A 24834-nucleotide genomic window follows, 5' to 3' on the forward strand; every position below is an offset into this window, starting at 1 on the left:
AAAGCTATGTCACTTATACAGCAAGCTCTTTAGCTCCACTGTCGCCCCCTGAAGGTTATTGGAGAATTAATTTCTTCCACCCCATCTTTTAACTCCCCACCAGCAAAAGAAGAAATTGCCAAATCTTTGAGTCTAGTCATAAATGCAGTGACTAATAGCAATATAGCTGAGTTTGCTCGTTTGATGGGAATACCGAAGAATACTTTATGGATGTGGCAGACGGGTAAAGCTTTACCAGTACTTGATATACTTCTCAAAATTTGTTATCGCTTAGAAATATCTCTACTAGATTTACTAAAACCAGAACAACTTGCTGCTAAATCTTTTACGAAAATCTCACACAAAACCATTCGGCGATCGCCTACACAAAGAGCATCTCCAAAACTTTTCGACGCTAATCAAGTACAAGATACCTTGCTAGCAATCCTTGCAAGCGACAACCAGCCACCACTGACAATGGAAGAAGTAGCTACAGGTTTAGGATACAATAGGCGGACAATTTTCAGCCACTTTCCAGATTTATGCCGTGCCATTTCTGCCAAATACCGTAGTTATGGTAAAGCATGTCACACAGAAAAGATACAGCAATCTTGCATAGAAGTTAAGCAGATTGTACTTAAGTTGCATAATCAAGGAGAATACCCCTCAGAAGCTCGTGTGTCTGAAATAATGACTCATCCTGGATATCTCCGTTACAAACAGGTTCGTGCTGCTTTAAATGAAACACGACGTGAAATTGGAGTGTAAAGCTATTAAACTTAAAAGGGCAGAGTAAGTTGGCTTCTTTCTCTACACCTGGAAAATTGGAAGCATAACTTTGCCACCCCCTATCGGAACCATAAGCTTGCCGTTGCGGCAAAGTTATGGGTAAAGTTGTCGATTGCCAAATTAAATGACCACTTGACAAATTAATGTCTTCAAAAATATTTAGCTTAAAACCCTTACTTGATAAGGGTTTTACTATTTTAGGCTGAAAATGGGCTACTAGAGGCTTATTGCCAAAATACCTGTCCTCTTTTGGAATTTTGACAAAATATCTGTCCTTTCTTCAAAAACGCTGTGAGCCTACATTTTTATAAAAATTGACAAAATAAATGTCCTTAAAATAGTACAATACAACTACGTTTGTATTAAACAATTATGTGAAAATGCTGGACGATCATACCAATAGCGATCAAGAGGCAGAAAAGGATGAGATTGTGACGGAACTCTCAGCAGATGATAGGCATTTGCTGGATATGATTCAGCAATTACTAGAACCATGCGATCGCATCACCTATGGAGAAAGACAAAGGGAGGTTGCAGCCAAACTAGGCAAGTCTGTGCGAACGGTACGGCGACTGGTAAAGAAATGGGAAGAGTCAGGTTTAGCTGCACTTCAAACTACGGCACGGGCTGACAAAGGCAAACATCGAATAGACACTGATTGGCAACAGTTCATCATCAAAACTTATAAGGAAGGCAATAAAGGTAGTAAGCGAATTACTCCCCAACAAGTGGCAATCAGAGTACAAGCAAGGGCGGCTGAATTAGGACAAAAAAAATATCCCAGCTATAGGACTGTGTATCGAGTTCTACAACCGATTATTGAGCAGCAAGAACAAAAAGCAGGTGTTAGAAGTCGAGGTTGGCATGGTTCTCGATTATCAGTTAAAACCCGCGATGGCAAAGACTTATCAGTAGAATATAGCAATCATGTTTGGCAGTGTGACCATACTCGTGTAGACCTATTGCTGGTAGATCAGCATGGTGAACTTTTGGGTCGTCCTTGGCTGACAACAGTTGTTGATACTTACTCCCGTTGCATCATGGGGATAAACTTAGGCTTTGATGCTCCGAGTTCTCAGGTAGTAGCATTAGCACTGCGCCATGCAATTTTGCCAAAGCAGTATGGGTCACAATATGGACTCCATGAAGAATGGGGAACCTACGGAAAACCAGAACATTTTTATACCGATGGTGGTAAAGATTTTCGCTCAAACCATTTGCAACAGATAGGTGTGCAATTAGGATTTGTTTGTCATTTACGCGATCGCCCCAGTGAAGGTGGTATTGTTGAGCGTCCTTTTGGCACTTTTAATACTGACTTCTTTTCTAATATGCCGGGATACACAGGATCAAATGTGCAGGAACGTCCAGAGCAAGCTGAGAAGGAGGCTTGTCTGACTTTACGGGAGTTGGAACATAGGTTTGTACGCTACATCGTGGATAAATATAACCAGCGTCCTGATGCGCGTCTTGGCGATCAAACTCGCTATCAACGATGGGAAGCAGGGTTAATTGCTTCTCCTAATGTAATTTCAGAAGAGGAGTTACGTATTTGCCTAATGAAGCAAACTCGACGCTCTATTTATAGAGGTGGATATCTGCAATTTGAAAATCTGACGTATCGGGGAGAACATTTGGCAGGTTATGCAGGTGAAAGCGTTGTACTGCGCTATGACCCCAAAGACATTACAACTTTGTTGGTTTATCGCCATTCAGGTAATAAAGAAGAGTTTTTAGCTAGGGCATTTGCTCAGGATTTAGAAACTGAGCAATTATCTTTGGATGAGGCGAAAGCTAGTAGTCGCAAGATTCGCCAAGCAGGGAAGATGATTAGCAATCGCTCAATGTTGGCAGAGGTACGCGATCGCGAAACTTTCCTGACCCAAAAGAAAACCAAAAAGGAACGTCAAAAAGCGGAACAGGCTGTAGTACAAAAAGCTAAACAACCATTGATAGTTGAACCAGAAGAAATTGAAGTGGCATTGGTTGATAGTGACCCAGAATACCAAATGCCAGAGGTCTTTGATTACGAACAAATGCGTGAAGATTACGGGTGGTAAAAAATGACTTCAAAACAAGCTCAAGCAGTTGCCGAACAATTAGGTGAAATTCCAGTCAATGGTGAAAAACTACAAGCAGAAATTCAAAGATTGAACCGGAAGACTTGTATCTTCTTGGAGCAAGTTAAAATTCTTAGTGACTGGCTAGAAGGAAAGCGTCAAGCACGTCAGTCTGGTCGTATTGTAGGAGAATCCAGAACTGGTAAAACAATGGGTTGTGATGCCTACAGACACCAGTATAAACTCAAACAAGAAAAAGGAAAACCACCAATAGTACCTATTGCTTTTCTTGAAAACATACCTTCAGAGTGTAGTGCTAAGGATTTGTTCAATGAGATTCTTAAGCATTTAAAGTATCAGCTGAGTAAGGGAACTGTAGCTGAGATTAGAGAACGCACATTTCGATCTCTTAAAAGTTACGGGGTTGAGATGCTGATTATTGATGAAGCTGACCGCTTGAAACCCAAAACTTTTGCTGAAGTGCGAGATATTTTTGACAAGTTAGAAATTGCGGTGATTTTGGTGGGTACTGACAGATTAGACGCTGTAATCAAGCGGGATGAGCAAGTTTATAACCGTTTTCGTGCCTGTCATCGGTTTGGTAAGTTTTCTGGTGAAGATTTTAAGCGAACTGTGGAGATTTGGGAAAAACAAATTTTAAAACTGCCAGTTGCTTCTAATCTTTCCAGCAAGACGATGCTAAAAACTTTAGGTGAGGCAACGGGGGGTTATATTGGTTTGCTAGATATGATTTTGAGAGAATCAGCAATTCGGGCGTTAAAGAAAGGACTACAGAAAGTTGATTTGGAAACGCTGAAGGAAGTTACGGCGGAGTACAAGTAATGGAAGTTGTAGAAATTCAACCTTGGCTGTTTCAAATAGAACCTTTACAGGGAGAAAGTTTGAGTCACTTTTTAGGGCGTTTTCGACGGGCAAATGATTTAACGCCTACTGGGTTAGGTAAAGCCACAGGACTTGGGGGTGCGATCGCACGTTGGGAAAAATTTCGGTTTAATCCCCTACCGTCTCGCCAGCAATTAGAGGCATTGGCTAAGGTTGTGGAGGTTAATGCTGATAGGCTAGCGAAGATGTTACCGCCTGCTGGAGGGGGTATGAAAATTGAGCCAATTCGGTTATGTGCTGCTTGTTATGTTGAGTCGCCATGTCACAAGATGGAATGGCAGCTTAAAGTAACGCAAGGCTGCACGAGCCATAAATTAACCTTGTTGTCAGAATGCCCCAACTGTGGGGCAAGATTCAAAGTTCCATCTTTGTGGGCAGATAATTGGTGTCAGCGTTGTTTTCTGCCTTTTGAGGAGATGATTGTCTTTCAAAAATTTATTTCTAAGCATGGAAAATAATCAATTTTTGCCTTTTTATAAAGTAATTATTGATTTCTGATTTCAAGAGTGGTAAATTATATTTTTATAGTATTTATGCACTAATTAGTGCATTGCTGTACTGTAATGCCGCTACTTTTCACCTACTTAAAGGTGAATAACCGTAGGTAATTTAGAATGGAGAAAAATTATGATAAATCAAACTTTTGAAAGGCAAACTGTAGATGTAGATTATAGCAATCAAGTTTGGCAATGTCACCATAGTAAGCTAGATATCCTACTGGTAGACCAACATGGTGAATCTGTAACTTTTCCTTATTTAACGTTGATTATAGACAGTTATTCTCGCTGTATTATGGGCTTTCATCTAGGCTTTGATAGACCTAGTTCTCATTCTATTGTCTTAGCATTATGTCATGCTATTTTGCCAAAGCAGTATGGAGAAGAATATCAACTTAATCGCGAATGGGTAACTTATGGTGTTCCTGAAATTATTTGCGGTGATGCTAGCAGAGATTTTCGCTCTCAACGCTTAGGACAGATTTGTTTGCAGTTAGGTATTAATTTTCGTCTGTGCGATGACCACCTCAGTCAAGGTGGATTTGCAGAACGTATTTTCCGGAAGATTAATACGGAGTTTCTGGCTGCTTTACCTGGATATATAAATTTCAACATTCAAGCTCAGTCCAGTCTAAATACAGCAGAGGAAAAAGCTTCTCTGACTTTGCAGGAACTAAACTTACGGCTAGTTCGCTACATTGTTGATATTTACAATCAACAGCTTGATGCTACACAAGGAAACCAGACAAGGCTCCAAAGATGGGAATCAGAGCTATCTGCTCAACCAGTTATATTTAATGAGCAAGGTTTAGATATCTACTTTCAAAATTAGGCTTTAAAAAGCATAATTAGATGGTGAAATTAAACATGGCTGAATTTGAATAAGAACTTATTCCTAATCCTGGACAAAGAATATGAAAACTCACGATTTCTCTTTGTACCTGTGTGAGATTTTATAGTTTTACTAATTCAGCTATGACTTTTGATGAGATAGTAGATTGCCAAAAGTATTGTTGACTAACAAAACCGCGCAATTCAATAACACTTTTGTCAGTGTCATCAAAATATAATCCCCTCTTGCTAGCCTTTGTTTTCTAAGAAATCAAGAGGGGATATGTTTTGAAGTTAATGCTGTTAGGGGAAAGCAAGACATTAAGGACTAAAAACATCCTTAAGGTAATTGCTTGTTGTCTGAATAAATAATATTTGATTAAAATGCGTTAGCAAAGTACCTCTGAAAGAGACTCGCTATAATTTAACTGACTTCCAGAATATTAAAATCATGGGGTAATTTGTTCTGCTTGCTCGACTGCTGGATAGAACATGATTGAGAAAGTTGCATTTGGTATTAGTCGGCGCAGAACTTGTGAATGAGCCTCTGCATCACTACGACGACGAAAACGAGCAACTATCTGGTGTTGCATATTAGGAAAATGGCGAACTATACACCAAGGATTTAGCTTTTCAATGTAGGTCACAAAATCTCCTCATAAAATCTATGATTTAGCTAGTGAATTGGAGTTAACAAATGTGGCTCAAATTTTTACAAGATTAAAGCCACCCTACTGTGAGAGTGGCTGGTAAAGAAATGTCATCCTGACATTGCAATTGGTTGACTTTTCGATTCCTACTTATGCCCTGTGAGAGAACAGAGTATATTCAGACATTCTTCGGGAATTTCCTCAAAGTGTTCTAGCAGGAAGTCCATCAGGGCAAGATGGCGTAAATCACTGGGCATGGGACTGCGGTAATTGCGACCCTTGGAAAACCAACGCCGGACAGTTGAAAGTGAACGAGAGCAAATACGAGCGATCGCCTCATGATTAACATCCCATTTGGCATAAAAATTCTTGGGTGTCATTCCTAATTGACAATGGCTGTAAAGGTCAATTAAACTTTGCTCTCGTGCCTGTAAAGGACGCGGATTAGTCATAGCATTGGCTCCGCTTCTATTGGCTCTAAATCCTCTTCCCAAGCAATATCGGCAGATGTCCAAGCGGCACTGGGGCTATCTTTGCTCAACCAAATCAGGTAGCACCAACTCCAGCAGCAAAGATGGGGAGCAAAGCTATAAAATCTGCCGATCGCAGTTCCCCAATCGGTGCCAGAACCAATCCAACGCAATTTGTCGCCATACAAAAAGCGAGGTGTCTTTGCTGTATTAGGAAAGTCGTCAGGTAAATCAACAGAACTAGCAGAAAATTTCTGGTTGATTAATCTTGGGAGTAAATCATGGCGATTGAGCACGATCGCACTCAAATAACTAGCAACTAGTTCAGCATCAAGACTCTGAGTTAATTGGGAAATCAACAACGCTGCTAAAGTTTGTTGTTCTTGCTGTTCACAATAGTTATTGAGTTTCGCTAATAGTTCAGCAATACTGAAGTCATCTAAAGCTTGTAGATAACTTCTGTGTTCATCTGTTTTGTGGCAAACAGGTCTTAACATGGAATATGTCTCCTGTGAGAAGGAGCCAGAAGCCAGTGCGTCAGCCCTGAGAAAGTTGCGCCCTGGCTTTTGACTTATCAGTAATTATACATAAATTTTATGTGCTTCTATTTAAATTTATTTGTTTTTAGTGATTTAATATAAAAACACATAGAGAAGCTGATAATAGTCACATGGGAAAAGTAACATTGAGTATTTACATGGAAGAAGAAGACAAAGAAGCTCTGCAACAACTGGCGGATGCAGAGGAGCGTTCTTTGTCGCAAATGGCAGTGTTAATTCTGAAACGAGCTATTAGACAAGCGCAGGCGGATGGAACGATTTCGCCGCCTGGTAAGGGGAAGTGAGGCGATTAGATCGTCTAGCGTCTTGGGAGGGTAAAAAATGAACAACAGAGGAAATTTATTCCTGTACAAGCTTTTTAACTATTAGCTAAAACGCCTCTTGAAACGTGGATCAATTCGGTGCTTTTTCTTTTTATTACAGTCGCGACAGAGTGTTTGCAAGTTACTTAAGTCATTTGATCCACCAAGAGCTAGAGGAATAATATGATCAACATTTAACTCCGTTTTTGAAAAAATACAGTGACAACTTTGACATTGATATTTATCCCTCTCAAAAACAAAAATCCTTACCTCTGGAGGTATTGGTATTCTAGGCGTTTTCTTTCGCAATATACCCATAAATAAAAGTTGATTAATCAAAATTATTTAGATGTTTTTGGAAGAAAACCAGATCCATTTTTTCTGGGCTTTTTCTCTATTTTTTGAGAACTAACCTCTGCTGCTGGCTCCACCTGAAAATCTTCCGAAATATTTGATGTAGTTTCATCTGTATTCTCGTGTGTTTGCTCTGTAGAATTTTTACCTACAGATTTAGTATTGAATAAGTCACTATTTTCAGCAACTGCTTCTTTGGTCTGGATTGATTCAATAATTTCAGGAATGAGTCTTTCATTTCCTAAGCCTTCATCTTTTAAAATCAAATTTATTGACTTGATAATTTCATTATATTTTTTGCTTTTATCTGTAATTTCTCTTAATTTACAGTTACGTTCACTAACTTTTTTTATTGCATCATTTTCTATTAATTTGTCTAAGTGCTTACGGGCACATTCATCCTGATGAATAATTTCTTGATACTTCTTACTTACTAAGGTCTGTATATGGTCGTTTATAATACTATTAAAAGTGTGGCGAAATGTCTGATTAATTGTTTTCTCAACTTTATTTTGAAAGTCTAGGTGTAAAAGTTGACGAACAACAGGCTGGACACTTTCTATGCTTTCTTTTGTATAATTTTGGAATGTTTGCTGTAATGCCTCACGGAATTGATAAATTCCAACTTTATTATTAATTTTTCCTTGCTGAATAGATGAATCAAGTCCCTTTTCATCATAGTTATCATCTTCATTTTCTGAATATTCTTCTTCATCTAGATATTCCTCTTCTTCATCTTCTTCATCTTCCGAACCTTCAGAACTAGATGTATACCTACTATCGGAAAGGTGATTGTACGAATCAGTGTAAAATTCTGGATCTTCACGTAAATAATATTCACACTCCTGATGAGCATACTGCTTAAGTATTGTTGTAATTTCAGATTTCAACTCACTCAAGCTAGTAGTGATTGCAACATCTTCGCCTAGAAATCGTTTAAGTTCTTTGTAGTAATCCTGTTTACAAACATGATTAATTAAACGCTCAAAAAATTTAGCTACTAACTTTTCACATTCCTGAGCTAAAACATTTTCAAGTTTACTTGTAAGATAATAGAAAGCCTCACCCAAAATACTCAATAAAGGAACCGTAATATATTGCCTATGAATTTTTCTTGCAGACTCATAGGCATCCCATAAAAAGAAACCATTTAAAAGCTCTTCTAGTTTACTAAGCATCTTATTTTTAAGATGCTCATAGTCTTTTTCAAAAGTTAAATGTCCTGATGCAACCTTTAAAACTTCCTTGAGCATATCTTCTTTAAAGCTATCTGCTATATTTTGTAAATCAATTTTAATATTTGCAAATTCTTGAGCTTTAATATCTTCAGGCTTGTCAGGTTGTCCAGACAAATCATTATACAAATCTTCGTAATATTGTTTTATATGACGGCAGTATTCATCCAGGTCATCAGCTAAGTTTTCAAAAAGCTCTCGATGTTTATTATCAACTAAATAAGAAGTTATACTCTCACGAAACTGTTTGACACCACTATCATCAATTAATTGATTAATAAGAGGTTGCTCATACTTCTCTAGAGTATTTAAATATTTTTCGTTCTCAGTTTGCCGATTACTTGTAGTAATTTCAAATTTCGTAGTAGTTAGCTTATTAGAAGCACAATAGCGATTAAATTCATAAACAAACTGATGTGGAAACTCTTGACTTTCTTCAATGTCTTGATTTTTATTTAAAATAGTATCTATACCAAATCTATTTTCTTTATTGGTATTTTTAATTTGACTACCATAAAAGCCAAGCAGGGCACTAGTTTGATAAACTCTATTTTTATTTTCTTCTTCTACAAAATCAGATTTTATTTCCGTCAATCGCTTTGCTAAATCATTATTGTACCAAGTTTCATCAATGCGATTAAAAACGAAGAAAACGCGATCACGAATACCTGGGTTTTTTCTTATATTCTGTAAAAGTTGCGTTTCTTCAGTTGTGACTTCACCTTCTGAAGCGATTTTGAGAACACAAATAACAGCGGATATCTCAGGATCTGCAATCTTTTTATAAGTTAATTGTGCATCTTTTTCTACTGGAGCATCAATTCCAGGGAGATCAACAATAACATTACCCCGCTCCAAAAGAGGGTGATTAAAGAAATAGTTAATCCGCTTTAATACGGCACTATTACTGCCACGACGGGCATATTCAGCAGCTTGATTGAAAACAAGTTTTAGATCATCCATCGATCTTACAGCATTCGTATCTGGATAAATCCATTGAGTATTATTTTTAAATCCTTCTATTATAAGTCTTAATGCATCTGCTTTTTTCGCTATTTCAGATTTTCTGGCACCACCTTGCTCATGAATAATGACTTCACAATCATTATGCAGATTTTCAAGTAAGTTAGAATCTTCAAAATTTAGTTCTGTGTAGTCCCAATCCTCTTCAAGTAAATTTTCAATTTCACTTATCAAAGAGGCAGCTTCATTTCTTATTTCCGCTTTACTTAAGAAAGTTAGCTCTATTCGTTCTTGTTCAGGTTCAGCATATTCAATATAACACTCTGTACCAGTTGCGTGTCCCTCAGAACTATATAAAAGTTCTTGCTCTAAAAGAGCATTAATTAGCATAGATTTACCTGCACTAAATGCCCCAGCAAAAACAATCTCAAATCTCGGAGAAGTTGCTTTTTTTAAAGAAGTTTCTAGTGATAAAGAATTATATGTTTTTAAGGAATTTTCTTCTTGAGCAAGCTTGAGTAGATCACCTATATAAACTTTGAGACTGTCCTGTTTGTTAAAGGCGTTGGATCTATTCATACTACTCTCCGCTTTTGAAAATAAAGGAAAAAGCAATTAACAAAGCAAGCTTATGTATAAAATAATACTCTATAACTTGCTTGTAATTGATCTGAAAGCTATTTCCCTTATAATTCCCTACGTGACTATTAAAACTATTGGTAATTGTAAAAAATAAAGGTATTTTCAACGTTCTGGAAAAAACTTGCGTCTCACCCAACCCACTTACACTTCGCTGACAGTTTTCGTTTCCAAGTTCTCGGTGATACTTTGGAACAGTTCCAACGCTGCTTCTAAATCCTCAGCAATCTCTAAGGCTAAAACATCTGGTGCTGGGAGGTTATCAGAGTCTTCTAAACTTTCATCCCTCAGCCAGAAAATATCCAGACTGACTTTATCGCGTTGCATCAGTTCTTCATAGCTAAAGGCTCGAAATCTTTCTGTTTCCTGGCGCTTCTGGCGATTTTCCGCACTATAGCATTGGATAAAGTCTTGCAAATTTTCGTAGCGCAGAGGATTGGTTTTCAGGGTAAAGTGCTGATTGGTTCGGAAATCGTAAATCCAGAGTTTCTTAGTCCAGGGATCGGCGCTGGCGGGTTTGCGGTCAAAGAATAATACGTTAGCTTTGACACCTTGAGCGTAGAATATACCAGTTGGCAGTCTCAACAAGGTATGTACGTCGCATTCGTGCAGTAATTTCTTGCGGATGGTTTCACCAGCACCACCTTCAAACAGGACGTTATCGGGAATGACAACAGCAGCTTTACCGTTGATTTGCAGTAGGGTTTTGACGTGCTGGAGAAAGTTTAGCTGTTTGTTAGATGTGGTAGCCCAAAAGTCATCACGGCGATAAACGACCTTTTCTTTGTCTGCTTTGCCATCATCGTTGAAAACGGTGATGCTGCTTTTTTTACCGAAGGGTGGATTGGTTAATACTAATTCAAAACGATCGCCTGGATCTGCCATCAAGCTATCTTTGGCTTCCACTGGACTTTCATCACCAGCTATACCGTGTAAATACAAATTCATAGCACAGAGGCGGACTACCCCATCTGCGACATCAAAACCTTTGAAGGTTTGATTTTTCAAGAATTGCTTTTGGGCTTTATCGAGTTTGTAATTTTTGGTAATGGTGTCATTAGCAACCAAGAAAAAACCACCTGTACCGCAAGCAGGATCGCAGATGCGCTGTCCTGGTTGGGGTTGCATGACTTCGACAATAGCTTTAATTAATGCCCTTGGCGTAAAATACTGACCTGCACCGCCTTTGACATCCTCAGCGTTCTTTTGCAGCAATCCTTCGTAGATTTCCCCTTTTACGTCGATATCCAAACCAATCCAAGTTTCTGAGTTGATGAGTTCTACCAGTCGCTTGAGTTTGGCAGGATCTTGAATTTTATTTTGCGATTTGCGGAAGATAACGCCCAAAAGTCCTTTTTCTTTACCCAGATTTTCTAATGTGTGGCGGTACTGGGTTTCTAAAGCATCACCATCTTGCGATCGCAGTGCTGACCAACTGTATTCTGGGGGAATGGTAGAACGTTTGCCCAAAGGCGGGGGAAGTTGGTTTTGTTCTTCGACCATCTTCAGGAACAGCAAATAGGTAAGCTGTTCTACATAGTCACTGTAGCTAACGCCATCATCGCGGAGGACGTTACAGTAATTCCAGAGTTTTTGAACGATGGTTGAGGATTCGTTAGCCATTGAGTAATGCTACAGGTAGTGTCGTTAGTAACGAAGAATTATATATTTTTGAGATGGCGATCGCCGCGAAGGAAAGCTCAAATTAATGATTCGGTTGCTCACTTGCAGCCATAATGCCAGCTTCACTCTTTGTCTAACTGAATTAATCCATCGCTGCGAAAAATCCCAAAGTTGGAGCATATTACAGTTATTAGGTGTATTTTTTTGATAATGATTGAGAAAGTATAAAATAAAACTTTTTTTGACTGTATATCATTTCTAATAGTAATTAACCCTTAGTTAGCAATATAGCTCTGCGCTTTCGGAGTGTCCTCATGAGTTTGATTAATCTGGATCTGGTCTTTAACGCCATTACTAGCATCGCCAATCCTTTGATTAAAGAAAAAATTCTGCGTAGTGAGACAGTAATTAAGTTACTCCAGCAATTTAACCTAGATCCAGAGCATCCACCTGCTGATTTTAGTGGTGTTTATGCTTACGCCTTAGTAGAGTACGGTGTTGGCAAACCAAAACCATTACTGCAATTATTCCGACAAGAAGCAATTAAACAAGCTTTTCGTACAGCATTAGACCATAATAACCCCTCAATTCTCCTTTCTGAGGTTGATGCTTTTCTAGATGCCTATACCTTGGGTGATGATATCAGAAGTTTGGAACTTGATATCAGGCGAGAAGTAGCTGAATTTGCTACGGTATTTATCGAAGTTGCTAAACGCACTCGCACACCTGCTGATGTATTGCTGAACCAGAAAATTGGTTCTCTACATAAAAGGATTGCGAGTATCCAAGAACAACTGGAAAGATTGCCAACGCTGGAGGGAATTCGGACAGAAATAGCACGATTAGCAGTAGAGAATTATCCTGCATTACCAGGAAATGTAACTGAAAACCAATGTAGAGCGATCGCATTAGCCCAACAGATGCGAGGATGGTTTGAAACTTTGGGCTATGACTTTGAAAAATATGAAATCTGGGCAGAGGAATATTTTGAATGGATAATTCAAATTCCAGTACGTCGCAGTTATGACCGCATTCTTATACGTGGTGTTGCTGGAGAAATTGGACTGAGTGATGTCATGGCGTTGCGTTCCTCAGTTGAGGCGCAAAAAACTGATGAAGGATGGTTAGTAACTACCCGCCGCATTTCCCGCGCTGCAAGGGATGAAGTCAAAAAGGAAACAAATCGTCATCTTGATTGTTTCACTTTTGACGAACTAATTGACTTGGATGCCGACTTTAATGCCTATCTTGGCTGGTTAGAAGCAGAAATCAAACGCCGAAAAATTGATACTAAGTATGTACCTCTTGCTTGTACAAAAGAAGAAATTGACCCAGTAACTAAGCAGCGAATTGGGGTGAGTCGATACGAGGAAGAAGACGGCTGGATTGATGGCTATATAGACTTGTGGCTTGATGACCCTGCAAAAGAGCATATTTCCATTCTGGGAGAATTTGGCACAGGTAAAACTTGGTTTGTCTTTCACTATGCTTGGACTGCACTGCAACGTTACCGCGATGCTCAAAAACGTGGTGTTGAACGTCCCCGTCTTCCTTTAGTAATTACCTTGCGTGACTTTGCCAAAGCGTTAAATGTAGAGAATGTTTTAGCAGGTTTCTTTTTTACCCAACATAATATCCGCATCAACAGCGAAGTTTTCGACCAACTCAACCGCATGGGTAAATTGCTGCTAATTTTCGATGGCTTTGACGAAATGGCAGCAAAAGTTGACCGCCAACAGATGATTAACAACTTCTGGGAACTGGCAAAGGTGGTAGTTCCCGGTGCTAAAGTTATCCTTACCTGTCGGACTGAGCATTTCCCAGAGGCGAAAGAAGGACGTGCTTTACTCAATGCAGAATTGCAAGCATCGACTAAAAAATTGACTGGCGAAACGCCGCAATTTGAGGTATTAGAACTGGATAAATTCAACGATGAGCAAATTCGGCAGGTGCTTTCATACCAAGCTGAAGCAGTGACAGTTGAACAAGTGATGGGCAATGAGCAATTATTAGACTTAGCCCGTCGTCCAGTAATGACCGATTTAATCTTAGAAGCATTGCCAGATATTGAAGCGGGTAAACCTGTAGATATGTCACGGGTTTATCTGTATGCAGTGCGGCGCAAGATGGAACGGGATATCAAGGCAGAACGTACTTTTACTTCTTTGGCAGATAAACTGTATTTCCTGTGCGAACTTTCCTGGGAAATGCTGTCTAATGACCAAATGAGCCTGAATTATCGCCTTTTCCCAGAACGTATCCGCCGCTTATTTGGTTCTAGTGTGCAAGAAGAAAAGGATTTAGACCACTGGCATTATGACATGATGGCGCAGACGATGCTTGTTCGCAATGCTGATGGTGATTATACTCCAGCGCATAGGTCGCTGTTGGAGTTTTTTGTAGCGTATAAATTTGCCGCAGAGTTAGGGGCGTTAGCTAATGATTTTACGGAATTGGCACAAGCGCGATCGCTTGTAGATAAAACTGTCGCGCCTGCTGATTATACTTGGTCTGGTTATTTTTCGCGGCAAGGGAGTGAGGAGGCGATGCCTGCGGCAACCCCTTTGGGGAACGCACCACTCAGGGAATTTAAAAGTGAGTCTTTGGATAAGTTGAGGGACAGCTTTGGTAAAGCGCCACTTACAAAAGCAGTGATAGATTTGCTTTTGCCAATATTGGCTAATGAAGAGTCTCTGATTACTGTTATTGAAGCAACTAGGGGTAAGACTGAAGATGAGGTGGGTTATGTTGGCGGGAATGCGGCGACGCTGGCTGTGAAGTTAGATAAAGCGGTGTTAGATGAGAAAAATTTATCGTATGCAGTGATTAAAAGGGCTGATTTTTCTAATGCTAGTTTAAGAGGTGTAAATTTTACTACAGCAAATCTAGCAGAATCATTCTTTGCTAAAGTTTTGGGAAGTGTTTTGTCAGTAACATTTAGCCCAGATGGAAACTTGTTAGCAACTGGTGATAGTAATGGCTTTGTTCGATTGTGGGAAGCTACTAGTGGAAATGAAATCTTGACTTTTAAAGGTCATACTGATTGGGTACGTTCAATTACATTCAGTCCAGAGGGTAAAATCTTTGCTAGTGGCAGTGATGATATGACCATTAGATTGTGGAATGTCAGCACTGGTGAATGTCTGCAAATTTTTCAGGATTTTAATTATTCAGTTGCTTTTAGTCCAAATGGAAGAATCGTTGCTACTGGTGGTGTTAATCAAACAATAAAACTCTGGGATGTTATTACTGGTGAATGCGTTAAAACTCTAAAAGGTCATACGAGTTGGATATGGTCAGTTGCTTTCAGTCCAGACGGTAATGTTCTTGCTAGTGGTGGTGATGATCTAACGATAAGACTATGGAATATTCAGAGCGGTAAATGTTTTAAAGTTTTAGAAGCACATGAAAAGAAGATATACTCCCTTACTTTTAGCCCAGATGGTCAGACTTTAGCTAGTAGTTGTGATGATACAACTGTAAAAATATGGAGCCTTCAAACTGGTGAATGTATAAACACTTGCTGGGGTCATAGTAAAGGTGTATTTTCAGTTGCATTTAGTCCTAATAGCGATATGCTTATCAGTGGTAGTATTGACCAAACAATAAAGCTATGGAAAGTAAGTAGTGGTGGATGCTTAAAAACTTTTTATGGGCATACAGATGTTGTACGTTCAGTATCTTTTAATGCAGATAATCAACAAATTGCCAGTGGAAGCCATGACCAAACAGTAAGATTATGGGATATCCAAAATGGTGAATGTTTGAAAATTTTGCAGGGTTATAGTAACTGGATATGTTCAGTTACTTTTAGCCCAAATAGTAAATTTATTTTAAGTAGCAGTTTTGACCAAAGTCTGAAGCTATGGGATGTTAACACTGGCAAATGCCTAAAAACTTTACATAAAAGTAGCAATTCAACATCCTCAGCAGTATTTAGTTCAGATGGTCAAAAACTTGCCAGTGGTAGCAGTAATGATACTGTTAAAATATGGGATGTTAGCAGCGGAGAATGCCTCACTACTTTGTATGGGCATTCTAATTGGGTTTGGTCAGTTAGCTTTAATTCAAATGGTGGAATCCTTGCAAGTGGTAGTGCAGACAAAAAAATCATACTTTGGAATGTTGGCAACGGAGAACGTCTCAAAACTCTAGAAGGTCATACTAATTCAATATCTTGTGTTGTTTTTAGCCCAATAAATCCAATCCTTGCTAGTAGTAGTCTTGACCAAACAGTGAAACTTTGGCATGTTTTTAGTGGTGAATGTCTTAATACATTAAAAGGACATACTAGCATAGTTAATTCAATTGCTTTTAGTCCGGATGGTAAAACTATAGCCAGTGCTAGTAGTGACTATACCTTGAAAATATGGGATATCAGCACAGGAGATTGCGTCAAAACTTTACAAGGACACATTGATAAAGTTTCTTCAGTTGCTTTTAGTCCGGATGCTAAAACTATAGCCAGTGCTAGTAATGACAAAACTCTAAAAATATGGGATATCAAAACAGGAGAGTGCCTAAAAACATTACAGGGGCACACTGGTAAAGTTTCTTCAATAGCTTTTAGTTATGATGGTCAAACTCTTGCAAGTACAGGTAAAGATGACACAATTAAGTTGTGGAATGTCAAAACAGGTGAATGTCTGAAAACAATAATCAATGATCGCCCTTATGAACGCATGAACATCACAGGCGTTAAAGGCTTAACCGAATCTGAAAAAGCCACACTTAAAGCATTAGGTGCAGTGGAAGATGGAGAATAAATCTGGGAGATATGCAAGCGATATTTAGGCGATCGCACTCCCCATCCCTTTACACTCATACAGTAAGAGCGATCGCATTACCAATTCTGACAGGTTGTGAATGTGCGATCGCAATTAAAGCTCTTCCTCTTCGCTATACTGTGCTGGTGCTTCACCATGAGACTCAAGAATTTTGGGCTTTTTGATTTTGGCATTAGCAGGCTCAATTTTTTCTAGCTGCAAATCAAACTCCCACTCATCCAATAAATCAAAGATAAATTGTAGATGATTTCCTATTTTTAGTGGTAATTCACCCAAGCGAAAATCGCTGGTGTTTGGGGGAATATCAACAAAGGGATGGGAAAATTCAAAAGTACGTCCTAAATGGTCTTTGTAAATGAATCGGTAGAGGTGATCAAAGTCAAAATCAAATGCTTGAACAAATGCTGCGGCGACTTGATCGAGATTGAAGTTACTAGGAATGGCTATGCGTCGCCAAGCATCCAGCAGGGTGACTTTAAAAGTATAAATTGCGTCGGTAAACTCTCCTTTGGCAATGACTAAGGTTTGTTCCCATTCAGGAAAGTAGGTTTGGAGTGATGGTTTTAATTTGTCAAAGGCGATGCGGAAGTTAAGGGTAATTTCCTCCTCTTCTTTGTCTGGTTCAATTTCATCATAAATTTCGGAGATTAAAGCTATCATTGCATCTCCCCAAGGACAGCGTTTTACAGCAGCGATCCGCCATCCTTTAGCAGGTTCGGGTTTTCCTGGGATGAGTTCGAGGAAGCCAAATAAATGAAACAGGCTAAGACTGTGCAAGCCTGGGTAATAGGCTAATTTATCTTGTTCTGAGTAACTGTTAAAGGTTAAGCCTTCATCTGGAATGTCTCGCCAAAATTGCAAGCAGCGAAATAATAGTCCAAAGGGGTCTCTTGGTTCGCCTAAGACTTCGCTTTCTCCCCAAATTAACCAGGATTCTAAAAGTATGAAATATTGTTCTGTTGGGTTGAAGCTTTGCCAAATTTTGAGGAGTTGTTCGTCTAATACTAATTTGCTTTTTTTGCCTTGAGTGATAACTTGAGACAGTCCAGAGGTGCGAAGGACGAAATATAACCCGTAAATGTAGGGGTAGGATTTTTGTTGGGGACGCTTGAGGTTAGTTTCAATGGGGTAACTCAAGCGAGAATTGAGTTGCTGGAGGTATTTGAGGGAGAATTGGTGATAAGTGCTGCTAACTTCAACGCCGTCAGGTTGGAGAAATTCTAGGATGGTTTGAAAGTCCCGCAGAATTGTTCCTGGGGAATCTTGGGTGATGGTTTGCTGTTGGAGAAGTTGCTTTTTGTCTTCCGTGAGGGTTGGGAGTTGTTCGCGGAGATGATTGGGGACGGGGAATAGTCGTTTAATCATCTAATTTCAACTCTAATTGTGTAGCTGTAGTTTTAGATTTACGAGGTTGCTTGGATTTAATTGTAGATTGACGTTTTGGTTTTTTGTCAGCTTCGCGGTTAGCTTTCTCAGCTTTGATGCGTTCTAGCAGTTTTTCGGCGGGTTCGTCGTTAGGGTCTTGGGGTACGAGTTTGCCTTCAAAGGCTTGTTTTAAAATGGTTTGGCGGAGTCTTTCAGCGCGTTTGATATTAGTGTCTATGGTTTTTTCAAGTTTATCGATTACAGATAAGTGCCTTTCAACTTCTTCAACAATATACTTTTGTTCTTCTAAAGGGGGTAGTCTATAAGGAGCAGAGATCAAAGCAATTTGTGTAAGCTTACGCCGTCCTGTTGTCCCTTGAGTTAGAGGTGTAAATGGATAATAAGCAAGTGAATAGTTTAAAAAATCTGTATCTACTGCTTGAGTAGCGCGTAAAACGTGAGCATGGTTATTAACCCATGATTTACCAGTAATTTTATAACTGAATGGAATTTGACGACCTATAAAAGTTTCATCTTCTACAACTAAAACTAACGGTTCATCAAATATATATTCGTCTATATATCCTACTAATCCATTAGCACCATAGTAAGGAACATTACCAATACGTTTGGCACGTTCATCCTTACTAACTGGCTCACGCATATAATCAAGACATTCAGCTACTTGTGCTATTGTTCCCCATATCCAGCCATCAGGTAATTCAGATAAATCAGACGTATCTGGTGCAACTGGTTCTTTATATTTCAGCTTCCAACTGTCATCTTTGGGAGTTTTACCCTGCGCTTTCATCTTCGCCAGTTGTTCGGCTTCCCACTTCTCCCGTCGCTGCTTGAAGATGCGTTCAAGTAACACTGAGGCGGGTTCTAATTCTCCTTGATTGGCTTCCCGCCATTCTTTAGTTAAGTTTCCTTCGACTGCGGCTTTTAGCACCGCCTGACGGTAGCGTTTTAATTTGGCTTTTACTTTTTTGAGTAACTCTACACCTGCATCAAGTTGGGTGAATAGTTCCTCAATTTTGGTAACTATACGATGTTGTTCAGCGAGTGGGGGAAGTGGTATAGGTACTGCGGATATAGTTGTTTGACTAACTGTATTTTGTCCTGCGCTAGAAACTTTATTTAGACTAATGTAATTACGTATTATCTTCGTATTAAATAAGTAGGATATATAAGATACAGATACTAACCCTGCAATCAAACTAATTTTAATAAAATGGTCACAGAAAGCCCAAGGTTCTTTTTCATTAAAAATTACTACTCTTCCAACTAAGTTGTCACTTCCATTTACTCGGATACAAATTAATTCATTTACTTTGAGTAAGTATTTCTCAAGTTCTTCATCTGTTAGTAAAATGTCTCGTGGTTCATTGGGCGTAATTTTGCCATTCACTATATTCGCTAATCGGAGTACGTGTGTTGGATTCCCTTGTAATCCTTTACGCTTTGAAAGCCCATTTTGAAATTCCTGAACCAGTTGCTCAAATTTTACCCAAACCCAGCCTTTTGGTAACTCATATAACTCCTCACCCATTACGCAGCTAACACCTCATTTAACTCATTCAGAATATCCATTAAATCATTTCCAAACAACTGATAACCCTGAAACGCCTCCTGTGGCATTTCCTGTAAATCCTCTGGCTCAATCCTCACACTGGTGGCAATATGCTCCTTAATCTTTTCCAACCATCCCACCTGCTGTGAGGTAAACGCTTTTCCTGCTAACCACTGCTGAAACTTCTCCTCAACTATCACCGCATAGGGTTCTAACGTCTCCGTTTCCCCCATCGCAAAGCGTACCAGAGAAATGATATCTGTCAACAGCTTTTGCACCCCAGCACCCCTGACTTTATCCGCTTGCAACTGGGCGTATGCTTGCCATAACTTCTCTGTTGTCAGGTTGCAGGGTGGACGTTCTAGGGCATTCGCTAACTGCTTAATCTGCTCGTAGGTTAACTGTCGCTGTCCATAGGGCTGATTATAAAGAATTTGCAGCGCGGTAATATTATCCTTATTCGCCTCAATACACTGGCGAAAAGTCTCCACTGTGCCCATCGCCTTATCCCTGGCGCTGGTATCAAATCCCGCCGCTAACACCACATCCTGACTAACTGTATCAATTAGCTGCTCATTATTACTTTTAATATCTTTGAGCAAATTCCGAAACTGGGGATTATCAAAAGGTTGACAAGCAAGGTTGATTAATACCTCTGCTGCTTGCTGCTGTTGTGTTTCTGTGGGTGTTGGGGTTTGAAACTGGGCGATCGCCTGTTCAATTTGCTTATCTGGATCGAGGGCATCGAGTAACTCTCTGGTAATCTGTGGAATAGACTTGCCCCCAGCAGCAGTTTTTAATTCTGTACGTTCATCAGGATTTAGTTGCCTTTCTAACCTTGCCAAGCGTCCCGCCAAGGACATTAGCGTATCTTCATCTCGCTGATCCAATGCCACTGCTTGCACTAATTTATCAAAAGGTACACTGCGTTTGCGCTCCAAAGGTCGAGAATCAGTTTTATCCGACTCGCACACCCCCACCGCATCCACAATTACGAATTGTTCCTTCACTTGAGCATCCGGTGTCACTCCCTGAAAATCTGTGGGATTAATTGTGCGGGTTCCCCGTCCTTTCATCTGCTCAAAATAAATCCGCGATTTCACATCCCGCATAAATAGCAAGCATTCCAGAGGTTTGATATCTGTCCCGGTGGAAATCATATCAACGGTGACAGCAATGCGGGGATTATAGGAGTTGCGGAAACTGGCGATTAAATCTTCTGCTTTCTCCCCTGTAGTGCGATAGGTAATCTTTTTACAAAACTCATTTCCCTTGCCAAATTCTTGGCGCAGAATTCGCACAATATCTTCAGCGTGGGAGTCATCTTTGGCAAAAATCAGGGTTTTGGGAACTTCAGTTCTACCAGGGAATATCTCGGTGAATAATCGCTGTTTAAAAGTGCGAATCACCGTGCGAATTTGATCCATCGCCACAACAGAACGATCTAACTCCCTCTCCGCATAGCTTACATCTTCATCTAACCGATGCCAACGGATGGCACGAGTTTGGCGATCGCGTCTATCAATGTAAAATCCTGCTTGGATATTGCTACCCTGTTCTGTAATTTGGGTGCGAATGCGATAAACTTCATACCCTACATTCACCCCATCAGCTACCGCCCGTTCGTGGGAATACTCCATCACCAAGTTCTGATCGAAAAAGCCAAAAGTTTGCAGAGATGGCGTTGCCGTTAGTCCGATAATGAAAGCATCAAAATATTCCAAACCTTGCCGCCACACGTTGTAAATCGAGCGGTGACATTCATCGGTGATTATGAAATCAAAGGTTTCAATGGGAATTTTCGGGTTATAAACCACATCCTTGGGTTGCTGGTTTTCCTCTTCCCGATCGAACTGTGATGCTTCCTCATTTTCTGCCTCAAATTCAGCTTCTCCCCGCAACATCGAATAAAGACGCTGAATCGTAGTGACACACACCTTATTCACCGGATCGATGGTATTGGAAGTCAACAACTGCACATTATAGAGTTCAGTAAACTTGCGCCCATCATCAGGGGTGACATACTGCTGAAACTCCTTCTGGGTTTGCTCTCCCAAATTCTTCCGATCCACCAAAAACAAAACCCGTTTTGCCCCTGCTAACTTAATCAGCCAGTAGATAAAACTCACAGCAGTATAGGTTTTACCTACACCCGTCGCCATCTGAATCAAAGCTCTAGGGCGATTTTCTTTGAGAGAATTAAATAAACCTGCGATCGCTTCTTTCTGACAATCTCGTAAATCTTCAGTTTCAATCGTGGGTAATAGTTGCAAAAGCCCTCTAAGGGTGTCAGGCTTGCCTAGCCATTCCTGTAGCGTTTCCGGTTTATGGAAAGTAAACACCCGCCTAGAGCGATAATCAGGGTCACGGGAGTCTCGAAAAAATGTTTCTGTACCAGTGCTTTCGTAGATGAAAGGTAAAGGCTTTTGGTGACAAGGGAGAGTTTTAGGCAAGTTAAAGGAATATTTGTCAGATTGTATTTCAACACCGCTTAAAGCAAATCCAGCAGGTTTCGCTTCAAGAACTCCAACAGCTTTGCGATTGATGAATAGCAAGTAATCAGCATAACCAGATTTCAAGGGATATTCCCGTACCGCAATTCCCAACCCTGCACCCAAGTTAACTTGCTCATAGTCTTGGATAACCCATCCTGCGGCGGTGAGTAATTGATCTATCTTTTGCCTTGCCTGTTCTTCCGGTTTCATCACTGGGTTACTATGCACTTACACAAATTCTCATGCCTTTTTATGAGAAGCGCAAGTAACATTAGTATCAGTAAAATTACTACTATTTATCTAGAGTATACGAATAGCAGTTTTCTTCTATCGCACCAATTTATTCATCAACTGCTGATAAATCACATCCAGCCACACAGGAATTACAGGTTTACCCTCATCTAAAGATGCGATCGCTTGTTCTCGGTCATACACTACAAGATTTAGCGATCGCTTATGTCCCTGCCAAAGTAGCATCCACCGACTACCTTTACCAGATTCAAATAACTCCGGTTCCTTGTCTTTGAGGGTTCTCAGCGTAGTACTGGCAATATCAAAACTCAATCCCATCGACAGAAAATATAACATTGCTGCCAGTTCCATCAAATTCGGCTTTGAGTAATAAATACTACGCCCTATTCCAGTTTCACCGATAACAGGCATAACTACACCCTTTTCTCGCCAGTATTGGAGCTGGCGCAGAGTGCAGCCTGTGATTTCAGCAGCTTGTTTACTCGTAAAAAAAGTTTCCTGCATGAAATCATTTTATGCACAGCATTTTACTAAACATATATGGTATTATTGAACATAATATGTTTTTTAAATTTAAAATCGATGAGTCAAAACACGATTCAGTGTCGTCTTGTCGCTAGTGTTGTAACTCGCCAACAGCTATGGAAGCTCATGGCAGATAAAAACACTCCACTGATTAATGAATTACTGTTTCAAGTAGCTCAAGATCCTGACTTTGAAACCTGGCGACAAAAGGGAAAAATACCTACTGGGATAGTCAAGCAACTGTGTGCAGTACTCAAAACCGACTCTCGCTTTATTGGTCAACCAGGACGGTTTTACACGAGTGCGATCAATAGAGTTAATTACATCTACAAATCTTGGTTAGCACTGATGAAAAGGTTGCAGTACCAACTAGACGGTAAAAATCGCTGGTTGGAAATGCTCAAAAGTGATACTGAATTAGTAGAAGCCAGTGGTGTTAACTTAGAAAGCCTTCGTATCAAAGCTACTGAAATTCTGGCTCAAGTTACACCCCAGCCAGATACGATTGAACCACAACCAGCCAAAGGAAAGAAACGGCAAAAAACTAAAAAATCAAAAGATTCGGATAGCAATCGCACTGTCTCCAAGAGCCTATTTGAGGCTTACAGCAACACAGAAGATAACCTAACTCGTTGCGCTATCAGCTATTTGCTTAAAAATAGATGCAAAGTGACTGAGAAAGAAGAAGACCTAAAAAAGTTTGCCCAGCGTCGGCGCAAAGTAGAAATTCAAATTGAACGTCTCACGGAACAGCTAGCTGCTCGAATTCCTAAAGGAAGAGATTTAACCGATACGAAATGGCTAGAAACTCTCATTATTGCCACTCAAAAAGTTCCTAGCAATGAAACTGAGGCGAAATCATGGCAAGACAATTTATTAAAAAAATTTGGTAGAGTGCCTTTTCCAGTTGCTTTTGAGACCAATGAAGATATGACTTGGTTTAAAAACAAATATGGGCGCATCTGCGTGAAATTCAATGGTCTTAGTGAACATACTTTTCAAGTATATTGTGATTCTCGTCAACTCCATTGGTTTCAACGTTTCTATGAAGACCAGCAAATAAAACGAATCGGTAAACAACAGCACTCTAGTAGCCTCTTCACTCTCCGAAGTGGACTTATTGCTTGGCAGGAAGAGGAAGGCAAAGGCGAACCTTGGGATGTTAACCATTTAATTCTCTATTGTTCTGTAGATACTCGCCTGTGGACAGATGAAGGAACAAATCTAGTTAGAGAAGAAAAAGCAGAAGAAATTGCTAAGACTATCACCAAAACTGAAGCTAAGGATGACCTCAATGAAAAACAGCTAGCTTATATAAAAAGGAAAAACTCCACATTAGCCAGAATTAATAACCCCTTTCCCCGCCCCAGCAAGCCCTTATATAAAGGCCGATCTCATATTCTTGTTGGTGTTAGCTTTGGTCTAGAAAAGCCTACAACAGTAGCAGTCGTTGATGGCTCCACAGGTAAAGCGCTTATCCACCGGAGTATTAAACAAATACTTGGTGATAATTACAGACTGCTTAATAGACAGCGACAACAAAAGCATTACTTATCTCATCAACGCCAAATAGCTCAAACACTTGCTGCACCAAATCAATTGGGAGAATCAGAGTTAGGGCAGTATGTAGACAGATTGATAGCTAAAGAAATTCTAGCGATCGCACAAACATATAAAGCTGGTAGTATTGTCCTTCCTAAGTTGGGTGATATGCGAGAACAAGTTCAAAGTGAGGTTCAAGCCAAAGCTGAACAAAAATCAGACTTAATAGAAGTTCAAAAAAAGTATGCCAAACAGTATCGAGTTAGTGTTCATCAGTGGAGTTATGGCAGATTGATTACAAGCATTCAAAATCAAGCAAAAAAAGCTGGAATTGTTGTAGAGGAAGCAAAACAGTCAGTTAGAGGAAGCTCGCAGGAGAAAGCGAAAGAATTAGCGATCGCAGCTTACTATTCCCGCAAAATAAACTGATTGACAAAACA

Annotated in this window: 19 protein-coding genes; 8 read left to right on the forward strand and 11 right to left on the reverse strand. The window is 39.8% G+C overall.

Annotation, left to right across the window (positions count from 1 at the left end):
- Positions 1-147: 147 nt before the first annotated feature.
- The 5 genes from RM368_RS30120 (at position 148) to RM368_RS30140 (ending at position 5060) form a co-directional block, all read left to right on the forward strand.
- The gene (locus RM368_RS30120; RefSeq protein WP_322697452.1) at positions 148-747 is read left to right on the forward strand and encodes a helix-turn-helix transcriptional regulator; all 600 of its coding nucleotides are present in this window, start codon (positions 148-150) and stop codon (positions 745-747) included.
- Positions 748-1148: 401 nt separating this feature from the next.
- On the forward strand, positions 1149-2828 hold the full coding sequence (locus RM368_RS30125; RefSeq protein WP_322697453.1) for a Mu transposase C-terminal domain-containing protein: 1680 nt from the start codon (positions 1149-1151) through the stop codon (positions 2826-2828).
- Positions 2829-2831: 3 nt separating this feature from the next.
- Positions 2832-3671 carry a TniB family NTP-binding protein gene (locus RM368_RS30130; RefSeq protein ID WP_322697454.1) on the forward strand — a complete coding sequence of 280 codons (840 nt, stop codon included), beginning with the start codon at positions 2832-2834 and terminating at the stop codon, positions 3669-3671.
- Positions 3671-4189 (forward strand): TniQ family protein, encoded by a 519-nt coding sequence (locus RM368_RS30135; RefSeq protein ID WP_322697455.1) that lies wholly within the window; start codon positions 3671-3673, stop codon positions 4187-4189. Before RM368_RS30130 ends, RM368_RS30135 begins: the two co-directional genes overlap by 1 nt.
- A gap of 169 nt (positions 4190-4358) precedes the next feature.
- Positions 4359-5060 carry a DDE-type integrase/transposase/recombinase gene (locus RM368_RS30140; protein ID WP_322697456.1) on the forward strand — a complete coding sequence of 234 codons (702 nt, stop codon included), beginning with the start codon at positions 4359-4361 and terminating at the stop codon, positions 5058-5060.
- Positions 5061-5508: 448 nt separating this feature from the next.
- Here RM368_RS30140 and RM368_RS30145 read toward each other — a convergent pair whose 3' ends face one another.
- The 3 genes from RM368_RS30145 to RM368_RS30155 all read right to left on the reverse strand — a co-directional run bounded on the left by RM368_RS30145 (position 5509) and on the right by RM368_RS30155 (position 6676).
- Positions 5509-5706: a hypothetical protein gene (locus tag RM368_RS30145; protein ID WP_322697457.1), complete on the reverse strand. Its 198-nt coding sequence runs from the start codon at positions 5704-5706 to the stop codon at positions 5509-5511.
- A 149-nt stretch (positions 5707-5855) separates the two neighbouring features.
- Positions 5856-6161 carry a helix-turn-helix domain-containing protein gene (locus RM368_RS30150; RefSeq protein ID WP_322697458.1) on the reverse strand — a complete coding sequence of 102 codons (306 nt, stop codon included), beginning with the start codon at positions 6159-6161 and terminating at the stop codon, positions 5856-5858.
- Positions 6158-6676, reverse strand: a complete 519-nt coding sequence (locus RM368_RS30155; protein WP_322697459.1) for a hypothetical protein — start codon at positions 6674-6676, stop codon at positions 6158-6160. The genes RM368_RS30150 and RM368_RS30155 overlap by 4 nt, the downstream gene beginning before the upstream one ends.
- A gap of 173 nt (positions 6677-6849) precedes the next feature.
- Between RM368_RS30155 and RM368_RS30160 the strand changes: the two genes are divergently transcribed.
- Positions 6850-7023, forward strand: coding sequence for a ribbon-helix-helix domain-containing protein (locus RM368_RS30160; RefSeq protein WP_071989489.1), 174 nt, complete (start codon positions 6850-6852; stop codon positions 7021-7023).
- An 81-nt stretch (positions 7024-7104) separates the two neighbouring features.
- Here the strand turns inward: RM368_RS30160 and RM368_RS30165 are convergent, their stop codons facing one another.
- From RM368_RS30165 to RM368_RS30180, 4 genes are all read right to left on the reverse strand, one after another.
- Entirely contained in the window at positions 7105-7359 is a 255-nt protein-coding gene (locus tag RM368_RS30165) for an HNH endonuclease (RefSeq protein WP_322697478.1), read from the reverse strand.
- A gap of 23 nt (positions 7360-7382) precedes the next feature.
- Positions 7383-10172 carry a dynamin-like GTPase family protein gene (locus RM368_RS30170; protein ID WP_322697460.1) on the reverse strand — a complete coding sequence of 930 codons (2790 nt, stop codon included), beginning with the start codon at positions 10170-10172 and terminating at the stop codon, positions 7383-7385.
- Between the two features lie 204 nt (positions 10173-10376).
- Complete coding sequence (locus RM368_RS30175; RefSeq protein ID WP_322697461.1) at positions 10377-11855, reverse strand: class I SAM-dependent DNA methyltransferase; 1479 nt, start codon at positions 11853-11855, stop codon at positions 10377-10379.
- Positions 11856-11879: 24 nt separating this feature from the next.
- Positions 11880-12035, reverse strand: a complete 156-nt coding sequence (locus tag RM368_RS30180; protein WP_322697462.1) for a hypothetical protein — start codon at positions 12033-12035, stop codon at positions 11880-11882.
- Between the two features lie 134 nt (positions 12036-12169).
- On the opposite strand from RM368_RS30180, the gene RM368_RS30185 reads away from it, so the two are divergent.
- Positions 12170-16621, forward strand: coding sequence for an NACHT domain-containing protein (locus tag RM368_RS30185; RefSeq protein ID WP_322697463.1), 4452 nt, complete (start codon positions 12170-12172; stop codon positions 16619-16621).
- A gap of 114 nt (positions 16622-16735) precedes the next feature.
- Here the strand turns inward: RM368_RS30185 and RM368_RS30190 are convergent, their stop codons facing one another.
- The 4 genes from RM368_RS30190 to RM368_RS30205 all read right to left on the reverse strand — a co-directional run bounded on the left by RM368_RS30190 (position 16736) and on the right by RM368_RS30205 (position 22831).
- Positions 16736-18007, reverse strand: coding sequence for an IS1096 element passenger TnpR family protein (locus tag RM368_RS30190; protein ID WP_322697464.1), 1272 nt, complete (start codon positions 18005-18007; stop codon positions 16736-16738).
- A complete protein-coding gene (locus RM368_RS30195) occupies positions 18000-19559 on the reverse strand; it encodes a restriction endonuclease subunit S (protein WP_322697465.1) in 1560 nt (519 codons plus the stop codon). The genes RM368_RS30190 and RM368_RS30195 overlap by 8 nt, the downstream gene beginning before the upstream one ends.
- Positions 19559-22303, reverse strand: a complete 2745-nt coding sequence (locus RM368_RS30200; RefSeq protein ID WP_322697466.1) for a type I restriction-modification enzyme R subunit C-terminal domain-containing protein — start codon at positions 22301-22303, stop codon at positions 19559-19561. The genes RM368_RS30195 and RM368_RS30200 overlap by 1 nt, the downstream gene beginning before the upstream one ends.
- Before the next feature lie 99 nt (positions 22304-22402).
- Complete coding sequence (locus RM368_RS30205) at positions 22403-22831, reverse strand: MerR family transcriptional regulator (protein WP_322697467.1); 429 nt, start codon at positions 22829-22831, stop codon at positions 22403-22405.
- A 78-nt stretch (positions 22832-22909) separates the two neighbouring features.
- On the opposite strand from RM368_RS30205, the gene cas12k reads away from it, so the two are divergent.
- Positions 22910-24823: a type V CRISPR-associated protein Cas12k gene (cas12k, locus tag RM368_RS30210; protein ID WP_322697468.1), complete on the forward strand. Its 1914-nt coding sequence runs from the start codon at positions 22910-22912 to the stop codon at positions 24821-24823.
- The last annotated feature ends 11 nt before the right edge of the window (positions 24824-24834 follow it).

The organism is Nostoc sp. DedSLP03 (genome assembly GCF_034530815.1).
GTDB lineage: Bacteria > Cyanobacteriota > Cyanobacteriia > Cyanobacteriales > Nostocaceae > Nostoc.